This is a genomic window from Asticcacaulis sp. AC466 (assembly GCF_000495815.1).
Classification (GTDB): domain Bacteria; phylum Pseudomonadota; class Alphaproteobacteria; order Caulobacterales; family Caulobacteraceae; genus Asticcacaulis.
In genome coordinates this window covers 108,323-125,678 of record NZ_AWGE01000006.1, presented here as the reverse complement: position 1 = coordinate 125,678, position 17,356 = coordinate 108,323, and the positions used below count along the sequence as shown (strand labels likewise).

At 58.2% G+C, this 17,356-nt stretch carries 18 protein-coding genes; 13 read left to right on the top strand and 5 right to left on the bottom strand.

Translation table 11 applies throughout. The features are described from left to right. Positions 1 to 8: 8 nt before the first annotated feature. Positions 9 to 1,727 carry a hypothetical protein gene (locus tag AEAC466_RS29450; RefSeq protein WP_023457379.1) on the bottom strand — a complete coding sequence of 573 codons (1,719 nt, stop codon included), beginning with the start codon at positions 1,725 to 1,727 and terminating at the stop codon, positions 9 to 11. A gap of 216 nt (positions 1,728 to 1,943) precedes the next feature. Here AEAC466_RS29450 and AEAC466_RS29445 point away from each other — a divergent pair, with 216 nt between their 5' ends. The 8 genes from AEAC466_RS29445 (at position 1,944) to AEAC466_RS29410 (ending at position 7,569) form a co-directional block, all read left to right on the top strand. Further along, positions 1,944 to 2,654, top strand: coding sequence for a response regulator transcription factor (locus AEAC466_RS29445; RefSeq protein ID WP_023457377.1), 711 nt, complete (start codon positions 1,944 to 1,946; stop codon positions 2,652 to 2,654). Between the two features lie 110 nt (positions 2,655 to 2,764). After that, positions 2,765 to 4,327 (top strand): HAMP domain-containing histidine kinase, encoded by a 1,563-nt coding sequence (locus AEAC466_RS29440; protein WP_023457376.1) that lies wholly within the window; start codon positions 2,765 to 2,767, stop codon positions 4,325 to 4,327. Positions 4,328 to 4,335: 8 nt separating this feature from the next. Beyond that, positions 4,336 to 4,761 (top strand): HPr kinase/phosphorylase, encoded by a 426-nt coding sequence (locus AEAC466_RS29435; protein WP_023457375.1) that lies wholly within the window; start codon positions 4,336 to 4,338, stop codon positions 4,759 to 4,761. A 216-nt stretch (positions 4,762 to 4,977) separates the two neighbouring features. Further along, positions 4,978 to 5,382, top strand: coding sequence for a PTS sugar transporter subunit IIA (locus tag AEAC466_RS29430; RefSeq protein ID WP_023457374.1), 405 nt, complete (start codon positions 4,978 to 4,980; stop codon positions 5,380 to 5,382). Positions 5,383 to 5,564: 182 nt separating this feature from the next. Next, positions 5,565 to 5,852, top strand: coding sequence for an HPr family phosphocarrier protein (locus tag AEAC466_RS29425; protein ID WP_023457373.1), 288 nt, complete (start codon positions 5,565 to 5,567; stop codon positions 5,850 to 5,852). After that, entirely contained in the window at positions 5,849 to 6,643 is a 795-nt protein-coding gene (locus tag AEAC466_RS29420) for a hypothetical protein (protein WP_023457372.1), read from the top strand. The genes AEAC466_RS29425 and AEAC466_RS29420 overlap by 4 nt, the downstream gene beginning before the upstream one ends. Before the next feature lie 113 nt (positions 6,644 to 6,756). Beyond that, positions 6,757 to 6,960: a CsbD family protein gene (locus AEAC466_RS29415; RefSeq protein ID WP_023457371.1), complete on the top strand. Its 204-nt coding sequence runs from the start codon at positions 6,757 to 6,759 to the stop codon at positions 6,958 to 6,960. 252 nt (positions 6,961 to 7,212) lie between these two features. After that, positions 7,213 to 7,569 carry a hypothetical protein gene (locus AEAC466_RS29410; RefSeq protein WP_023457370.1) on the top strand — a complete coding sequence of 119 codons (357 nt, stop codon included), beginning with the start codon at positions 7,213 to 7,215 and terminating at the stop codon, positions 7,567 to 7,569. Between the two features lie 214 nt (positions 7,570 to 7,783). Here AEAC466_RS29410 and AEAC466_RS29405 read toward each other — a convergent pair whose 3' ends face one another. Further along, entirely contained in the window at positions 7,784 to 7,984 is a 201-nt protein-coding gene (locus AEAC466_RS29405) for a YgaP family membrane protein (protein ID WP_023457369.1), read from the bottom strand. 2 nt (positions 7,985 to 7,986) lie between these two features. Continuing rightward, positions 7,987 to 9,291: an NAD(P)/FAD-dependent oxidoreductase gene (locus AEAC466_RS29400; protein ID WP_023457368.1), complete on the bottom strand. Its 1,305-nt coding sequence runs from the start codon at positions 9,289 to 9,291 to the stop codon at positions 7,987 to 7,989. A gap of 134 nt (positions 9,292 to 9,425) precedes the next feature. On the opposite strand from AEAC466_RS29400, the gene AEAC466_RS29395 reads away from it, so the two are divergent. The 5 genes from AEAC466_RS29395 to AEAC466_RS29375 are packed head-to-tail and all read left to right on the top strand — an operon-like array spanning position 9,426 to position 14,768. Beyond that, complete coding sequence (locus AEAC466_RS29395) at positions 9,426 to 9,752, top strand: rhodanese-like domain-containing protein (RefSeq protein ID WP_023457367.1); 327 nt, start codon at positions 9,426 to 9,428, stop codon at positions 9,750 to 9,752. Between the two features lie 42 nt (positions 9,753 to 9,794). After that, positions 9,795 to 10,820: an efflux RND transporter periplasmic adaptor subunit gene (locus AEAC466_RS29390; protein ID WP_023457366.1), complete on the top strand. Its 1,026-nt coding sequence runs from the start codon at positions 9,795 to 9,797 to the stop codon at positions 10,818 to 10,820. After that, positions 10,817 to 14,101, top strand: a complete 3,285-nt coding sequence (locus tag AEAC466_RS29385) for an efflux RND transporter permease subunit (protein WP_023457365.1) — start codon at positions 10,817 to 10,819, stop codon at positions 14,099 to 14,101. The genes AEAC466_RS29390 and AEAC466_RS29385 overlap by 4 nt, the downstream gene beginning before the upstream one ends. Next, positions 14,098 to 14,403 (top strand): ArsR/SmtB family transcription factor, encoded by a 306-nt coding sequence (locus tag AEAC466_RS29380; protein ID WP_023457364.1) that lies wholly within the window; start codon positions 14,098 to 14,100, stop codon positions 14,401 to 14,403. Before AEAC466_RS29385 ends, AEAC466_RS29380 begins: the two co-directional genes overlap by 4 nt. An 8-nt stretch (positions 14,404 to 14,411) precedes the next feature. Then, positions 14,412 to 14,768 (top strand): carboxymuconolactone decarboxylase family protein, encoded by a 357-nt coding sequence (locus tag AEAC466_RS29375; RefSeq protein WP_023457363.1) that lies wholly within the window; start codon positions 14,412 to 14,414, stop codon positions 14,766 to 14,768. A gap of 291 nt (positions 14,769 to 15,059) precedes the next feature. Here AEAC466_RS29375 and AEAC466_RS29370 read toward each other — a convergent pair whose 3' ends face one another. Next, the gene (locus AEAC466_RS29370) at positions 15,060 to 16,118 is read right to left on the bottom strand and encodes a ribonucleotide-diphosphate reductase subunit beta (RefSeq protein WP_023457362.1); all 1,059 of its coding nucleotides are present in this window, start codon (positions 16,116 to 16,118) and stop codon (positions 15,060 to 15,062) included. A 234-nt stretch (positions 16,119 to 16,352) separates the two neighbouring features. After that, the gene (locus AEAC466_RS29365) at positions 16,353 to 17,243 is read right to left on the bottom strand and encodes a tetratricopeptide repeat protein (RefSeq protein ID WP_023457361.1); all 891 of its coding nucleotides are present in this window, start codon (positions 17,241 to 17,243) and stop codon (positions 16,353 to 16,355) included. Positions 17,244 to 17,356: the final 113 nt, after the last annotated feature.

Below are 17,356 nucleotides of genomic sequence, written 5' to 3'. Positions count from 1 at the left end.
TACGTCCGCTAGGCTGCCAGGCCGGCCGCCTGCATCATCGGTCGCAAGGTCGCGAGTATCTGCGGCTGCGATGACAGGCCGGAGCGGATTTGCGGGTCGCGCAGCATGCGCATCACTTCGGCCTTCGCCTGGTCGCTCAATGGCCCCAATGGCGCCGACCGGCCTGACGCGAAACTGAGCAGCATGGATAATTTCTGCATCGGTGAGGCATTGCCCCGCACCACATGCGCCAGCAGCTTGATCTCGCCGGCAATCCGATCACCGATCTGCCCCAGCTTCAGGCTGATCTCCTGACCGTCCTGATCGATAAGTGCCGCAGCGCGGACGCGGTCCTGCATCTGAGCCAGAGCCAGCAGGCGTTGCGCCGGCGACCGGGTATTGCCCTGGCCGCTTTCACGCATATAGCGCTCGAACTTGGCCGCGCCGACAGTCTGGGTCAACCAGCGTGCCGCCTGGCGCTTATTAGCAGCGCCGACCATGTTTTCGCATAGCCAGATCAGCTTGTCGGCCTCATCCGCAGGCGATGTCGCGGTTTGCAGCAGGCTGTCAACGAAATCGGCGGACACCAGCTTCTTGGAGCGCTCCGCAAATGCGTCCTTGATATCTTCGCGCTGGGCTTCGTCGCGGCCCGCGGCCGTCATGCACAGGGCCAGGACACGCAATGTCTCGATCTCGCCATCCGGATTGCCCGGCTTCAGGCGGCGCGGCCCCTTCAGTTCCTGCATAAGGCGACGCGATATGTTGGTCGCCAAATGGGGCAGATGACCGTCACGAATCAAATCGTGATAGCCGCCCAGCACACCGTCCAGCGGCGGCATCAGCCGCGCCACGCGCGGGTCGATGTCGGCGATGCAGGCAACTTCGCGGCCCGCCGCCATTCGCGTCATGACGGCCATGGAATCCCCCAGGTCCGTTTCCTGGCCCAGCACGTCATTCAAAGTGGCGCGCGACGCGAAAATCTCTACAATCGGGCCTTCGATCACCAGCAGGGCCCAGCCGCAGGTCTCTTCATCGGCGAAGGCTTGTGCAAAGCGTAAGAGCAATTCAAGCTTCGCGGCGGGACGCTGATGCGGCTTAAGCGCTGCCGCGATGGCGCCACCCAAGACATAGGCGCGTTCCGGATGAGCCTGTAACCGGCCCGCCAAGGGCACGGCCGTTTCTGGCGAGGCGGCCGGAAACAGATTCTTTCGGCCATCCTGAATCAGGCGCGTGCAGGCCTTGTCGAACAAAGCTGTCCAGCGCCGCATCAGATTGTGCAGGTCCTGGCCGGTTTCATGACTTTCCGGCACGGACAGCTTTTGCACGACATGCAGCAGGTCGCTGCCAGATGCTTCCAGTTTTTCGGCCAGGTCCGGGCGATGCAACAGTTCAAACGGCGTTACCTGTTGCTTATTCAGCCAGTCTTCCAGCAGCCGCGAGATTTTTTCGCGGGCCAGCGGGGTATAAAGATCCTGAGGGCTGGTGCAGATTGTGTCGGTGTCGGGCGCCAGCTTCAGCTTCTTAGGCGGCGCCGTAATGCCCTTTTCAAAGACGGTCAGGCTGCGGAACTCTCCGCTATCTTGGTCGTATATCTCCTTGGAGACGCGAACCGCCGAACGGCCGCCTTTCAGCATGTCCTCCGCTGCTTCCATAACCAGGTTGCGCGTTTCGGACGCCATTTCGAGCACCCACGAGGCCTGCGGGGTGCGGCGCGAAAACAACTCGTAATGCACCGGATGGTGGCTCATGCGTGTTTGTCACCTGCTTGATATTCTTCAAAATCTTACACATATGATATTAAATTATCCTTATGGCCGCGAATTCGCCGCGTTGACGCCTTTAAAAGAACGCGCCTAAGGTTGTATGCATCGAACGCGCCTGTCCAAAATCCGAATGGAATTTTTGTAATTCGATTTGGCATGGGTAGTGAAACAGGCAGGCTTCACCTGCGGACTGGAGAAAATATGGCCAGAATTACCTTGGTCGACGACGACGAAAACATTGTCACCAGCGTCTCCTTGGCGCTGGAAAGCGGCGGACACACGATACAGGCCTATTACGACGGTGCTGCCGGCCTGGCAGCGCTTGAAAAGGATCCGCCCGATCTCGCCATCCTCGACGTCAAGATGCCCCGCATGGACGGCATGGAAGTGTTGCGTCGCCTGCGCGCCACCTCCAACCTCCCCGTCATCATCCTGACATCCAAGGACGACGAAATCGACGAAGTTCTCGGTTTCAACCTCGGCGCCGACGACTATATGCACAAGCCGTTCTCGCAACGCTTGCTGCTGGAACGCGTCAAGGCCGTGCTACGCCGCGCCGGCATTGTCGAGCAGGGCGAGGCGCCAGAAGTTACAGAAGCACTGAACGCCAAGTCTCTCAAGCGCGGTAAACTGGTCATGGACGCCGCCCGCCACGAATGCACGTGGGACGGCAAGCCGGTTCGCCTGACCGTCACAGAATTCCTTCTGCTGCATGCCCTCGCCCAGCGTCCCGGCTTTGTGAAGAGCCGCGACAACCTGATGGATGCCGCCTATGATGACCAGGTATATGTCGATGACCGCACCATCGACAGCCACGTCAAGCGCATGCGCAAGAAATTCCGCCAGGTGGACCCGACCTTCGATTCGATCGAAACCCTCTACGGTGTCGGTTACCGCTACCGGGAAATCTAGGCCGAGACGTTTGGACCAAGACGTCTCGATTTGGCGGCAAACCCGGTCCGAACGTCGCATGACCCTTCGCCAGGAAGCTCAGGCTTCCCTGATATTCTGGAAAGTGGCTGATGGCCAGACCCTGGTTTAAACGGTTCCCCTTCGGTCAATCCCGTCTTGGACGGCTGATTTTCGGGCTGAACCTGCTTGGGCTGGTCATTCTGGTCATTGGTGCACTGGTCCTCAGCGACCTGCGCCGCAGTTTGATCGTCACCCAGATCAAATCCCTGACCTCCCAGGCCGAACTGATGGCCGAGGTCATCGCCGAAGTCTCGACCGAAGGCGAGCCCCAGCCGCACCTTGAACCGGAAAACGCCGTCTTTGTCCTCAGCCGGTTTATACCGGCCGGCCAGCGCGCCCGCCTGTTCGACGACAAGGGCAAGCAACTGCTCGACTCATATCCGCTTTCCGACACAATTGACGTTCATGCCCTGGCGCCCGCCCGCCTGCCTGGTGAGCCCCCTCCCAAGGATAAGACGTCCAAACGCGAGGCCCTCCGCCAGGCGGCCGAGCAGCAACTACGCACCGAAGTGATGATGGCGCTTTCGGGATCGGAATCGGCCACGGTTCGCGCCAATGAACGCGGCGTCAAGATTGTCTCCGTTTCTATTCCGTTGAAACGCGTCAAGGAAGTGCTGGGCGTCCTCACCATAGAAGGCGGCGATGTTGACAAGATCGTCCAGGCTCAGCGTCTGGCCATGCTGCCCTTCATCCTGATCGCGTTCGGTGTCACCATGTTGTCGTCTCTGTTGCTGACATGGCTGGTGTCACGACCGATCCAGCGCCTGAGCGCCGCTGCCGACAGCGTCCGCATGGCCCAGACGCGCGCCATATCCCTGCCCGATCTGGAGGCTCGCCGCGACGAAATCGGCGTCCTGGCGCGGTCCCTGGAAAGCATGACCGACACCTTGTGGCGGCGCATGGAAGAGATTGACCGGTTTGCGGCGGATGTATCGCATGAGATCAAGAATCCCCTAACCTCAATCCGGTCCGCGCTCGAAACCTTACCCATGGTCAAGAACGAAGCCGCCAAGGAAAAATTGCTGGCTGTCATCAACCAGGATGTCCGCCGCGCAGATCGTCTGATTACGGACATTTCCAACGCTTCGCGTCTGGATGCCGAACTGTCGCGCGATACCCCGCGCACGGTCGAGATCGGCGCCCTGCTGGAAGACGTCATCTCGCTCTATCAGCAAAGCCATATCGCCGGCGAGGTGAGCGTCGATTTCAAGCGTACCCTGACACCGGCCGCATCCAAGGTCAGCGGGCGCGAAGGGCCGCTTGGTCAGGTCTTCCGCAACCTGATCGACAATGCCCGCTCCTTTTCGCCGCCAGGCGGCGAGGTGCGCGTGCGGCTGGAACATAGCGGCCTCGATCCCGCCCTGCCGCTCAGCATCGTTCTGGAAGACGACGGGCCCGGCATTCCGGAAGACAATCTGGAAACCATCTTCCAGCGCTTTTACACCTCGCGTCCCAAGGGCACGAGCTTCGGCAGGAATTCCGGCCTGGGCTTGTCAATCTCACGCCAGATCATCGCCGCGCATGGCGGCCGCATATGGGCCGAAAATCGCAAGGATGCGGCAGGTAACGTGATTGGGGCGCGCTTTTGCATTCTGTTGCCGTCGGTGTATTAACTGACGCAATGAGCAAACTTGTCATCCACGCCACCACCGTCAGCCTGCTTGTCGGGTCCGAGTGGCGCGGTGTGCTTATCCTTGGCCCGTCCGGCAGCGGGAAAAGCGACCTGGCATTGCGTGCCATAGATGCCGGCTGTGCCCTGGTCAGCGACGATTACAGCTACCTGTGGGCCTCTGGTGGCGCATTGTATGCGACGGCGCCTCAAACCATCGCCGGGCGCATGGAAGTGCGCGGGCTGGGCATTATGACCGCCAGGACCCGGCCGGTAACACGCATCGGTCTGGCTGTCCTGGTCCAATCTGACCCGATTGAGCGTTTACCCGCACACGATGTCACTACCATATTGGGACACAATATCCCGACCATACGCCTCAACCCGCGCGAGGCCTCCAGCCTCAATAAACTCCTGCTGCGCTTGAAAGTCCCTTAAAAAGACTTACATATTCGAGGTCATCGCGGCCATCTATTACCTGCCGTATCGGCCCTGTCATATTTGACACACCCCCTCTATGGCGGCGCAAAATTTGCAGGTTGGCGGTAAATCTCATTTTGCAGTGCGATGAAATCGGGATTATGATGCTGGGCTACTCGCTCTCCGGCGAATAACCGGCGCGTTTAGCACAAAAGGTGCAAGGATTATGCTTATATGATCGGACTGGTCATCGTTACTCACGGCAAGTTGGCTGACGAGTTCGTATCCGCGATGGAACATGTGGTGGGGCCGCAAAATCAGGTCGCCGCTATTTGCATCGGCCCTGACGATGACGTGGCTCAACGCCGTAAGGATATCCTCGACGCCACTTTCAAGAACGATTCGGGCGATGGCGTCATTCTGCTTACCGACATGTTCGGCGGCACGCCGTCCAATCTGGCCATTTCGGTCATGGAGCAAACCAAAGCAGAAGTGATTGCCGGTTTGAACCTGCCCATGCTCATAAAGCTGGCGTCCCTGCGCAAGAACGAGGACCTCGGCGCCTGCGTCTGCCACGCCCAGGAGGCCGGCCGCAAATACGTCACGGTCGCGTCCTACGTCCTGTCGGGCGACAATTGATCCACTTACCCGCAGCGCCCGCCCTACCGCTTCGCTGATTGAGGGCTTTGAATATGCCCTACCGCTTCGCTGATTGAGGGCTTTGTGATGCCCCACCGCTTCGCTGCTTGAGGGCTAACTAAATACTGGACTAAAACCGCGAACGCTTTCATTCTCATCGCGCCCCGGCAGGGAGGCGGTGAATGAGCGAGACTGAACAAAGCGTGCGTGCCGACGTCGAGATTTGCAATAACAAGGGCCTGCATGCGCGGGCCTCGGCCAAGTTCGTGAAGTTGGCCTCTTCATTTGACGCACAGATATATGTCATCAAAGACGATAATCGCGTCGATGCGCAGTCGATCATGGGCCTGCTCATGCTCGGCGCAGGAAAGGGTACGATGATCGGTATCGAAGCCGAAGGCGCCCAGGCAGAGGACGCCGTCAACGCCTTGGTCGAATTGGTCGCCAACCGTTTTGACGAAGACGCATGAAGCCGCTGATCGCTTTATGCGTTGCGCTACTGGCCGGGCCTCTTATTCTGGCTCCGATTGCCCATGCCGAAGGCTCGCTCGAAGAGGATGTCGTACGCAAGCCCGTCAAGAAGCGGGTCAAGCCTAAGGCCAAGCCCGCTGCGGCGCCGGTGACACCGTCGACACCCATTCCTTACAAAGCCTACAGCACAGGTGCCGGTTCGACACCTGCCCTCAGCCCGGAGATGGCCGCCGCGCTCACCCCTTCGTCCCCGGAAAAATCACAGTTCCCCGCGACGTCTGCGCTGCCGTCCACCCTTCCCTCCGCGCCTGCGATCAGTCAGCCTGTAACAAGTCAACCTTTGACTGCGCCGCCTGCCGCCATGCCCGCTCCGGAGGTCGTGCGCCCCCCCGCCTTTTCCACCGGTCAGGTCAGCCTGAAGTGCGAAACCCAGGTCACACGTGGATCGCGTTTCATTTCCCAGGGCACCTTCTATATCGACCTGTTTCCGTCCCCGGTCTTTCCGGACGAAAATGCCGATTTCAAGTTCCTCTTTGTTGATCCGGCGCACCAGTCATTGATACGCCAATCGGTATGTCTTGATGTTGGCTGTTCGGCGACGGTTAGCGGCACGGCCTATTACCTGGTCAACCGCGTCACTCGCAGGGGTAGCGCGCTGCGTATCACGCTTGATCGCTCAAATGGCGCCTTCTACGCCGAAGATATCGAGAACAGCCGCCTGGGAGGCGATAGCCATCTCGGAGAAAAAGGCTACTGTGTGCCGCAAAAGCTGCCCAGTGTGCTATTCTGATCGCAAAGGCCTTATGCCTTTCTTATGAAACCCGGACGCTCAAGCGTCGAAAACTTAGCCCGCGGGCCGCTAAGATATCTCCCAGATTAACATATTGAATTCAGGAGATAATTATGAACAACGATCGTATGCAAGGCAGTTGGGAACAGGTTAAGGGTCACGTTCAGAAGGCATGGGGAAAACTCACCAATGACGATCTCGACGTCATCGAAGGCGACCGTAAGCTGTTGGCTGGAAAGATCCAGGAACGCTACGGCATCGCCAAGGATGAAGCGGATCGGCAGGTTGACGAGTGGAACAAGCGTCACGACGCCTGATTGCGAGAATTTATGAATTGTCGCTGCTTTCCCGCCGGATGGCAGCGATGATAAGGGCGGAAGGGCGTTTCCTCAGATGCGTCTTTCCGCTCTGTTTTTTTGCCGCAATGATTAGAGTATTTGCCGGTCAATCTGGCTTCGCCGGCATTTCCAATTCGGACCAGCTGACGTCACAGAAGGCACTTCCGATAGGCGACACGCCATTGCGTGCGGGGGGCACCGTTGGAACCCGATTACGTATTCAAAAGGCCAATGACAGACCGCCAAAGCGCGACCGAAATATCGGCCAAGATCGCCCAGATTCAGGAAGCGACCGACAAGGCCGCCGCCGCGATGCAACGCATCACAGGCACCATCCAAAACATAAACCGCACCTCCACGGTCATTGCCTCGGCTGTGGAACAACAGTCGGTCGCCATACAAGAGATCGTGCAGGCCGTTAACCAAGCCTCGATTGGCACAACCGAAGTGACATCGAACATTACGGGTGTGGCTGATGCCGCCGAGCAGACAGGACAAGCCGCAACTCAGGTGCAAAGCTCATCTTCTGAGCTTGCCACCCAGGCGAAGCGCCTCCATCACGAAATGGACAGGTTCCTCGCACGGTAAAGGTTGCATGACGAGGTGAAGAAGCCCCGGCTAGGCCGGACACCACATAGTGACCGGAGTCTGGCCTAGTCTCGTCATATGCAGACTGAAAGAGTGTTCTGGCGAAACGGCGGCATCAAGATAAAAACGCTGCCGCCAACCAATCCGAGGCTGAAACTAACCCGGGAGGCACCCGTAAATCCGCACGCATTCGCTTAGCCTGAGACCACAAGCGTTACTTCTGTCCGGCATATTTCAGCCCCATAGCCCTGAATATCAGAGCCGCCGGGCAAAATTTCGTAAAGGCGAACTGGAACAGGTTCGCCCCTACGAAGACAGTCAACCAGATGAAGTAAGGGCTGACATAGTGCGTAAGGACAACACTCAGCAGGACCATAAATCCGGCAAAAGCAAAGACGGCACGTTCTACGGTCATGGCTATTTCTCCTCTTTCAGCTTGTGCGCGCCCATCATATCGAGCGCCATTTTCTCGAAAAACATCTCGCTCTTGCCGGCCTTGACCTTGCCGATGAAGTAGCTTTCAAAGGCGGCCTTCGCCATGTGAACCCACTTGCCCGACGCCGACCAGTTGATGTTACGCGGCGGTATTTGCGGCTGGGCAAAGAAGGCGACGCCGCCATCACCGAAGTCGGCAAGACAAATCGCGTTCCAGGTCGCCTCGTGAACAGGCGGCTTACCAGCCAGGATGTCCTTGATGTTGTGGGCAATCGCCGTGCACATCGATTCAATCATGAAGCCGGTCTTGGGCACGCCAACGGGCACAGCCGTCTTGCCCATGGGCGGGATCGCCACGCAGACACCTAAACCAAATATGTTCGGGAAAGTCGGGTTCCGCTGGTGCTTGTCGATCAGGATAAAGCCGCGCGGATTGGTAAGCCCCGGTATCCCCTGGACGGCCTCGACGCCGCGGAAGGCCGGGAGCATCATGGAGAAACCGAAAGGCAATTCGTGATCCGTCTTGTGGGCACCCTCTTCGGTCAATTCCTCAACAAACATCTTACCTGCCTCAACCTTGGAAACCTTGGCATTGGTGATCCATTTGATATGTCGGTTGCGCATCTCGGATTCGAGCAGTCCCTTGGTGTCCCCTACCCCGTCGAGCCCCAGGTGTCCGACATAAGGCTCGGACGTGACGAATGTCATCGGTACGCGGTCGCGAACCTTGCGTTTGCGCAGTTCGGTATCGACAATCATGGCGAATTCGTATGCAGGCCCGAAGCAGGACGCACCTTGAACCGCGCCGATTACGACCGGGCGTGGATTGGCGGCGAGGTCATCGAAGGCCTGTGACGCCGCAACAGCATGGTCGACGTGGCAGACCGATGAGGTGAAGCCAGCCGGTCCCAGGCCCTCGATCTCGTCGAAGGCGAGCTCTGGGCCGGTGGCAATCACCAGGTAATCATAGACCAATTCCATATTGTCGTTCAGGATGAGCTGGTTCTTAGCCGGCTCAATCGTCTTAGCGCCCATCGTATGGAAGACGATGCCTTTCTTATTGAAGACAGGCGTAAGCTTGACCTCAATGGCCTCGCGCGTGCGCCAACTGACCGCGACCCAAGGGTTCGACGGCACGAAGTGATAGATGTCGCCCTTATTCACGACAACGACCTCGGCTTTATCGCCCACGGCTTCCTTGATCTCGAAAGCAGCGATCGTGCCGCCGAGGCCTGCGCCTAGGACAACGATACGGGGTTTTAGTTTATTACTAGGGTTCTGGGCCATTTAGGCTTCCTCCGTGTTTATGCCCGTCCTCCCTTAAGCGTCGGAAGAATGAGTCTTGACCTTGTATTTGCGTTACCTTATATTCGCTTTATCGAATTTGCAAATAATCTTTTTCTCCCCGAAAGGTCCACACCATGTTCAGCATGTTCACCGTCAAAAACCTCACCCCGGCGGAGGTGAAGACCGGCCTCGACGAAGGCAAGATCGTGCTCGTCGATGTACGCGAAGTGGAAGAACACAATGCCGAGCGCATAAAGGGTGCGGTCAATGTGCCTCTATCGAAGCTTGAAACGGCAAAACTGCCGGGCTCAGAAGGCAAGACCCTTGTCATGCAGTGCCAAGGCGGTGTCAGATCAGCCAAGGCCGTGGGCGTCTGCCGCAAGCGCGGCCTGAAGGTCGATCATCACCTTGCAGGCGGTATCGGCGCCTGGAAGGCCCAAGGCCTGCCAACAATCCGATAGATCAAGACGACAAGAAACCGTCAAAACGTTCAGGAAACCCGCATGGTACGGTCCAAAGCCTCCCTTCTCGTTCTCGTCTTCGCCCTGTCGAGCGCGGGCCTTTCTGCCTGTGGCCACAAGGAGGAGGTTGCTAAGCTCGCCACCTTCAAGGGGGAAACTTTTCAGATCGAATCCCGCACAATAAATGATGTGAAGCCGGTGGCAGCGACCCTGACCACGCGTCAGATGGGCGAAGCCACGGCCCGCGTCTCAGGCATCCTCACCTCCCTTAAGGTCCACGAAGGCGATATGGTCGCACAAGGTCAGGTTATCGGCTTTGTCCAGGATCAAAGGCTCAACCTGCAAACGAGCGCCTATGATCAGGCCGCCGCTGCCGCCGAAGCGCAGGCCAATCTCGCGCGTGCGGCGCTTGGCCGCACCCAAACCCTTTTCGACAAGGGCATATATGCCCAGGCCAGGTTGGACCAGGACAAAGCCGCCGCCGCCGCCGCCGATGCCAATGTCCGGGCAGCACGCGCCCAGGCCTCGGCCAGCGGCGAAGGCGCCAGACAAGGGGCTATCATCGCTCCTGCGTCAGGTCGTGTGATTCATGCGACTGTGCCGGTGGGATCGGTTGTGATGGCCGGCCAGTCCGTGGCGACGATCACTGCCGGAAACCGTGTCGTTCGGATAGAACTGCCTGAGGGCCAGGCAAGCGCGCTTAGTGTCGGCCAAGCCCTGTCTCTTGATGCCAACGGGGTCAGGGCGACCGGCACCATCACCGAAATCTATCCGTCCGTCACGGCTGGACAGGTGGTCGCCGACGTTACCGCCGACGGACTTGGGTCCGTTGTCATAGGTCAGAAGGTCGTCGCCTATGTGGGTGTTGGCCAGCGCAAGGCCATTGTCGTGCCCCGGCGCTTCGTCGTGACCCGCTATGGGCTGGACTATGTACAGGTCCTGCAAAAGAACGGAAACATTCTGGAAACAACCGTGCAGACGGCGCCAACGGGCGATCCGGATCAGGTCGAAATTCTTGGCGGTCTCTCGGCTGGCGACTCTGTTGCGGTATACGGAGCCTCGCAATGAGCCGTTCTGACATTCCCCCCGAAAACAAAAGCCTCGGTTTATCCGGTCGCCTGACCAAGGCGACATTGACGTCGCCCTTGACGCCACTGTTTCTCATCGTTGCCATTCTCGTCGGCCTTTTGGCCGTCATATCGATTCCGCGGGAAGAAGAACCACAAATCAGCGTGCCGATGATCGACATCTCCGTCGCTGCCCCTGGCATGAAAGCGGTAGATGCCGAGCAGCTGATCGCCAAGCCACTTGAAACCATCGTGAAGAGTGTGAACGACGTAGATCACGTTTACAGCTTCATCGACGATGACCATGTTTTGGTGACGGCTCGCTTCAAGGTCGGCACGGATCCCGACAATGCGGCCATCCGCATCCACGAGAAACTCAGTGCCAATATGGACCGGCTGCCCGTGGGTATCGCCGCGCCGCTTGTCCAGACACGCGGCATCAATGACGTGCCCGCCATGATCATCACCTTGTCGCCGAAGCCGGGCTCAGGCGATGCGCTGAACGATACGGCCCTTTATAATATGGCGACCAAGCTCAGGACCGAGCTTTCCAAGGTTGATAATGTGGGGCTGACCTTTATCGTTGGCGGCCGGCCCGAAGAAATCCGCATCGAGCCAAATGCCGCGAACATGGCTGCTCGGGGCGTTGCACTCGACACACTGATCAACACCATCAAAGGCGCCAACACGCGTTTCCCCGGCGGCATGATACGCCAGCAGGGTCAGGCCGTCAGCGTCGGCGCAGGCCAAACCATCCAAACTGCGACGGATGTCGGGCTTATCACCGTACCGTCTGTGACCGGGCAGAATGTCCTTGTACGTGACGTGGCCACCGTTATTCAGGCGCCGCGCGAGGAGCAGTCTCACGTGTTCCGCTACACCCATATCAAGGAAGGTGTCTGGCGGCAGACACCCGCCGTCTCGCTGGCCATCGCCAAGCGCAAGGGCGCTAACGCTGTTGTTCTGTCCCATGCCGTCTTGGAACGGGTCGATAGCCTGAAGGGGTCTCTGATTCCCAGCAATGTCCAGGTATCTGTCACCCGCGATTACGGAGAGAGCGCCAACGAAAAGGCCAACGAACTGTTGTTTCACCTCGGCTTGGCAACGGTCTCCATCGTCATCCTGATTGGCTTCGCCATTGGCTGGCGCGAGGCAGGCGTTACGGCGGTCGTCATACCGACGACTATCCTGCTGACCATGTTCGCCTCAAACCTGATGGGTTACACGATCAACCGCGTCAGCCTTTTCGCCCTGATATTTTCTATCGGCATCCTGGTGGACGACGCCATCGTCATGATCGAGAACATCTCCCGCCACTGGGGCATGCCCGATGTCGGAACAAAAGACGGCAGGAACCACTTTACCGCAACTGTGGACGCTGTGGCCGAAGTCGGCAACCCGACCGTCATCGCCACCTTGACCGTTGTTGCCGCCCTGCTCCCCATGCTGTTCGTGTCGGGTCTGATGGGGCCTTACATGGCGCCGATCCCGGTCAATGCCTCTGCTGCGATGATCTTCTCTTTCTTCGTCGCGGTCATTCTGGCGCCGTGGCTGATGATTCGCTTTGCCCGCAAGACATTGAAGACTGGTGAGCAGGGTGCACATAGTCATGATCGCGAAGGCGTCATTGGCGTTATCTATCGCCGGGTTGCCGCCAGTATCATCAAGGACAAGAAAAGCGCCGGGCGTTTCCTGGCCGGTGTCGGCGTCGCGACCTTGGTGTCATGCGCCATGTTCGCGACCAAGACAGTGACGGTGAAACTCCTGCCCTTTGACAACAAGTCCGAGCTTCAGGTCATTGCCGACCTGCCGAAGGGGACATCGCTTGAAGCCACGCAGCGCATTCTCAATCAAGCCGCCCAGATTACCACTCAGATGAAGGAAGTCGAAGCCATCGACGCCTACGCGGGGACCGCCACGCCGTTCAACTTCAACGGTCTGGTCCGCCATTACTATTTTCGCACCAATCCTGAACAGGGCGATCTCAATGTGCTGCTGGCGCCCAAGGACAAGCGCTCGCGCGCCAGCCACGCCATAGCCATCGACCTGCGCAATCGCCTGAAAGCCATCCCCCTGCCTGCCAATGGCGTCCTGAAAGTTGTCGAAGCTCCACCGGGGCCGCCGGTCATGGCGACACTCCTGGCTGAGGTTTATGGCCCGGACGCTGCCACGCGCCGCACAGTGGCCGAAAAGGTGAAGGCGATCTATAAATCGATCCCCTACATAGTTGACGTCGATGACAGCTACGGCGTACCGGCGCCCAAGCTCTCAATTGTCGCCAACCGTCAGCGACTCGAGGCGCTGAACGTCTCCGACGGCCAGGTCTATGCGTCGGTCAACGCGTTGATGAATGGTCAGGTACTTGGCTATTCCGACCGTGGCGACGGCCGCGACCCCCTGGAAATAGCCCTGCGGATACCTCAGACGGAACGGACCTTCGGACAGGCTCTGCAGGCGATGCCGGTTGCCACCTCAACGGGGGTATCTGGCCCCCGCCTCGTGTCGCTGGGCGAAGTCACGACGGCCACCCAGACAACCGCATCAACGCACATCTTCCGCCGTGACGGTCGGGATGTCGATATGATCATGGGGGAAATGGCCGGTCAGTATGAGGCGCCGATCTATGGTCTTCTGGCCGTAGATAAGGCGATCAAGAGCGCCGACTGGGGCAAATTGCCAACACCGGCTATCCGTCTGAATGGGCAACCGACCGACGAAAGCAAGGCCACCGTCCTGTGGGACGGCGAATGGGAGATCACCTGGGTAACCTTTCGCGACATGGGCGCCGCTTTCGGTGTCGCCCTCCTTGGCATCTATGTCCTGGTCGTCGGCCAGTTCAAAAGTTTCAAGCTGCCCTTGGTCATCCTGACGCCTGTGCCTTTGACACTGATAGGCATAGTAATCGGTCATATATTATTCCGGGCACCTTTTACCGCCACCTCGATGATAGGCTTCATCGCGCTTGCCGGCATTATCGTCCGAAATTCTATCCTGCTGGTCGATTTTATCCGTCATGCCGACAAGTATGATGCCGAAGGCAACAAACGGCCGCTCCAGGATATCCTGCTTGACGCAGGAGCGACACGCTTCAAACCCATCCTGCTTACCGCACTGGCCGCCATGATCGGCGCAAGTGTGATTCTGACGGACCCGATTTTTCAGGGTCTGGCGATATCCTTATTGTTCGGCCTTCTCTCGTCAACACTTTTGACCGTTCTTGTTATTCCAGCTATCTACGTCGTCATGCGTGGCGGCCAAGGCAGTAAAGGTAAAGTATCATGATGCAGGACACCTCCCCGATGGTGCTGGCGGCAAACGCTCAAAAGGCCAGCCGTTTGCTGAAACTAATGGCTAGTGAACAGCGCCTGATGATACTTTGCAAACTCAGCAGCGGTGAACAGAGCGCAGGCGAACTGACAGAGCTCGTGGGCTTAAGCCAGGGCGCAGCATCTCAACATCTTCAAAAAATGAAGGCGGAAGGTCTGGTCGACACCCGCCGTGACGCCCAGACCATCTATTACCGTCTGGCCGATGATGCCGCGCGTCAGGTCATAGATCTACTCTGCAATATTTACGGCAAGTGAGGATACCCATGTCCAAAGACTACATCCAAATCACTCGAGACATTTCAGCCAATCTGAAAGGCCTTCGCAAGGACATACCCGAGGCGATGCAGGGGTTCTCAGCGCTGGCCCAAGGCGCCTTGAAAGATGGCGCCTTATCCAAAAAAACCAAGGAACTGATCGCGCTCGCTATCGGCGTCAGCACACGTTGCGACGGCTGCATCGGCTTCCATGCCGAAGCCTTGGTGAAGCTTGGCGCCACAACACAGGAGGTCGAAGAGGCGTTGGGCATGGCTATTTATCTGGGTGGCGGACCTTCGCTTATGTACGCGGCCGACGCTATGGCTGCCTTTGAGCAATTTTCTGCGAAATCCACGGCACAATAACCGGCGGAATGTCACTATGCGAAAAGGACCAGAAACATGCGCAGCCTTGGACGGTGGTGCGTCAAAAAACCGGCTTCGCCTGCCTCTGGTCCGTTGGCCTGCCAGGTGTTTCGCAGTGAAACTTTGGCAGTCCTCAGACCTTAGCGGCCAGAGTATAAGGATGCGGCGCGAACCCCAGAGCTGACGGGTAAGTAACCCATAAGCCAGCCATGATTATCCGACGACCGCTTATCGTCATCCACGATCTCCGGTGTCCAAAAATAAAAAGCCTCCGTTTCCGGAGGCTTCTGTTTAGACATTCACACCATTTTTTGTGGCTTCGGAGCGCTTTTTCAGCAGCTGATCGAAGGCGCCCCAGACGCCCTCGTCGCCCGTCCATTGCCCCTTGGTGGCGGCCTTGGAATATTCCGTGGCGCGCGCTTCAAAGAAGTTGGCATGTTCCACGCCGGACAACAGGACCTGCAACCAGGGCAGCGGGTTTTCCTTAACGCCGCCAAACACTTCCGGCAGCTCCAGCTGGCGCAGGCGCCAGTCGGCGATATAGCGGATATAGGCCTTGATGTCCTCGGGCGTCATGCCCTGGACCGGGCCCTGCTCGAAGGCCAGGTCGATGAACTTGTCTTCCATCTTCACCACGGTCTTGCAGCAGTCGATAATATCGTCCGCCACCGACTTGGTGACCGCACCGGTTTCCTTGTTAAAGGCATGGTACAGCTTGATGATGCCTTCGCAGTGCAGGCTTTCGTCACGGACCGACCACGATACGATCTGGCCCATGCCCTTCATCTTGTTGAAGCGCGGGAAATTCATCAGCATGGCGAACGAGGCGAACAGTTGCAGGCCTTCGGTAAAGCCGCCAAACATGGCCAGGGTGCGACACACATCGGCTTCAGTATCCATGCCGAACGTGCCCATATAGTCGTGCTTGTCGCGCATGGCCTGATAGTCCATGAAGGCGCCAAATTCCGACTCGGGCATACCGATCGTTTCCAGCAGCAGCGCATAGGCCGCAATATGGATGGTTTCCATATTGGTGAAGGCCGACAGCATCATCTTGATTTCGGTCGGCTTGAAGACATGGCTGTAGCGTTCGAGATAATTGTCCTGAACCTCGATGTCCGATTGGGTAAAGAAGCGGAAAATCTGGGTCAGCAGGTTGCGTTCGGAATCGCTGAGCTTGGTCGCCCAATCCTTGCAATCCTCACCCAGCGGCACCTCTTCCGGTATCCAATGGACCTGTTGCTGTTTGCGCCAGAATTCAAAGGCCCAAGGGTAGCGGAATGGCTTGTACGAGTGGCTCGGCATCAGCAGGCCAGCGGAAGACTTGGACAAAATTAGTGAACTGCTCATAAAAAATCCCGAATCGATACTAAAGGCCAGTGACAGACCTATATCACCACATTTCGTGGTTAAGGATAGGTTAACGTCTATATATGGTGTGTCTTTTTGGGGATAATTTCTTTTCCGCCTCAAGCCGACGCAACCTCGCACCGTACTGCCTCACGCATAACATATGGCGATGCAGCGTCTAACCGAAAAGGTTAACGGGAACAATTTGTGATGGGGATGACGCCGCAGAAGGCGCTAGCTGCCGCTCGATTTCAACGAATCCCACGACCGTACGGGCGTGGTGGCTGAGGCAGGCGCGGTAGCCGCCGGGTGGGTGGATATAGCCTGCTGCAACCAGGCCAGGTTGGCGTCGGCCTGCGCGGGGGGCATGTCCTGACGCAGGAGTCGTTCGGCCTCAGCCATCTTGCCTTGCAGCCCGAGGACGAGGGCCAGGTTTTGGCGGACCTGTATTGTTGCCCCGGTTTGCGCAGCGGCCGTGCGCAACAGCGGCTCGGCACCGGCGAAATCGCCACGTGTGACCTTGGCCATGGCCATGTTGGTCAGAACGACGGGATTGTCGGGGGAAATCTGCAAGGCCTTGGCCCAGGCGTTCTGCGCGTCGTCCGGACGCTTGGTCTGGTCGAAGGCGACCCCAAGCAGCGACCAGGCCTGCCAGTTCTTGGGCTTGAGATCCAGCGCGTGCTGCAATGAATCGATGGCGAAAAAGGCGTTATTGTCGGCAATATGCGCGCGGGCCGCCGCAAGCAACAGATCCTGGTTGTCAGGAGCGAACAGCAGGACGCGATGCGCCGTGTCGGCGGCTTCTTCGTAACGGCCAAGCGCCCTCAAGGCATTGGACAGGTAAAGCCCGATTTGCGGATTTGTCGGATTGTGAGAAAATTGCGTGTTGAAGAAGGTCGCCTGGGCCAGCGGATCGGCGCGCAAGGCGGCTTCGATTTCGGCCTTGGTGGCCGGGGTGAAGGCCTCGGCCTGAGAGGTCGTCTGGGCCAGTGTGGTGGTCGGCACGGCCGGAGCAGTAGCCGCGTCAGGCGTCTTATCCTTCTTGCCGAACAGGCCCGCGGAGGCGGGCTGTGCAGCGAGGGCAGCCAGAACGATCAGGCTGACGGCGGTGAGACGAATGGACATGACGGCAACCCCGACTGCGCGCGGACTTGATTTGCGCGACGATTAAGATTTCAGTGACCGGTATGAAGATAGAGTTAAGCTCTTAATAAATGTTAACGCTGCGCCACCGGAAT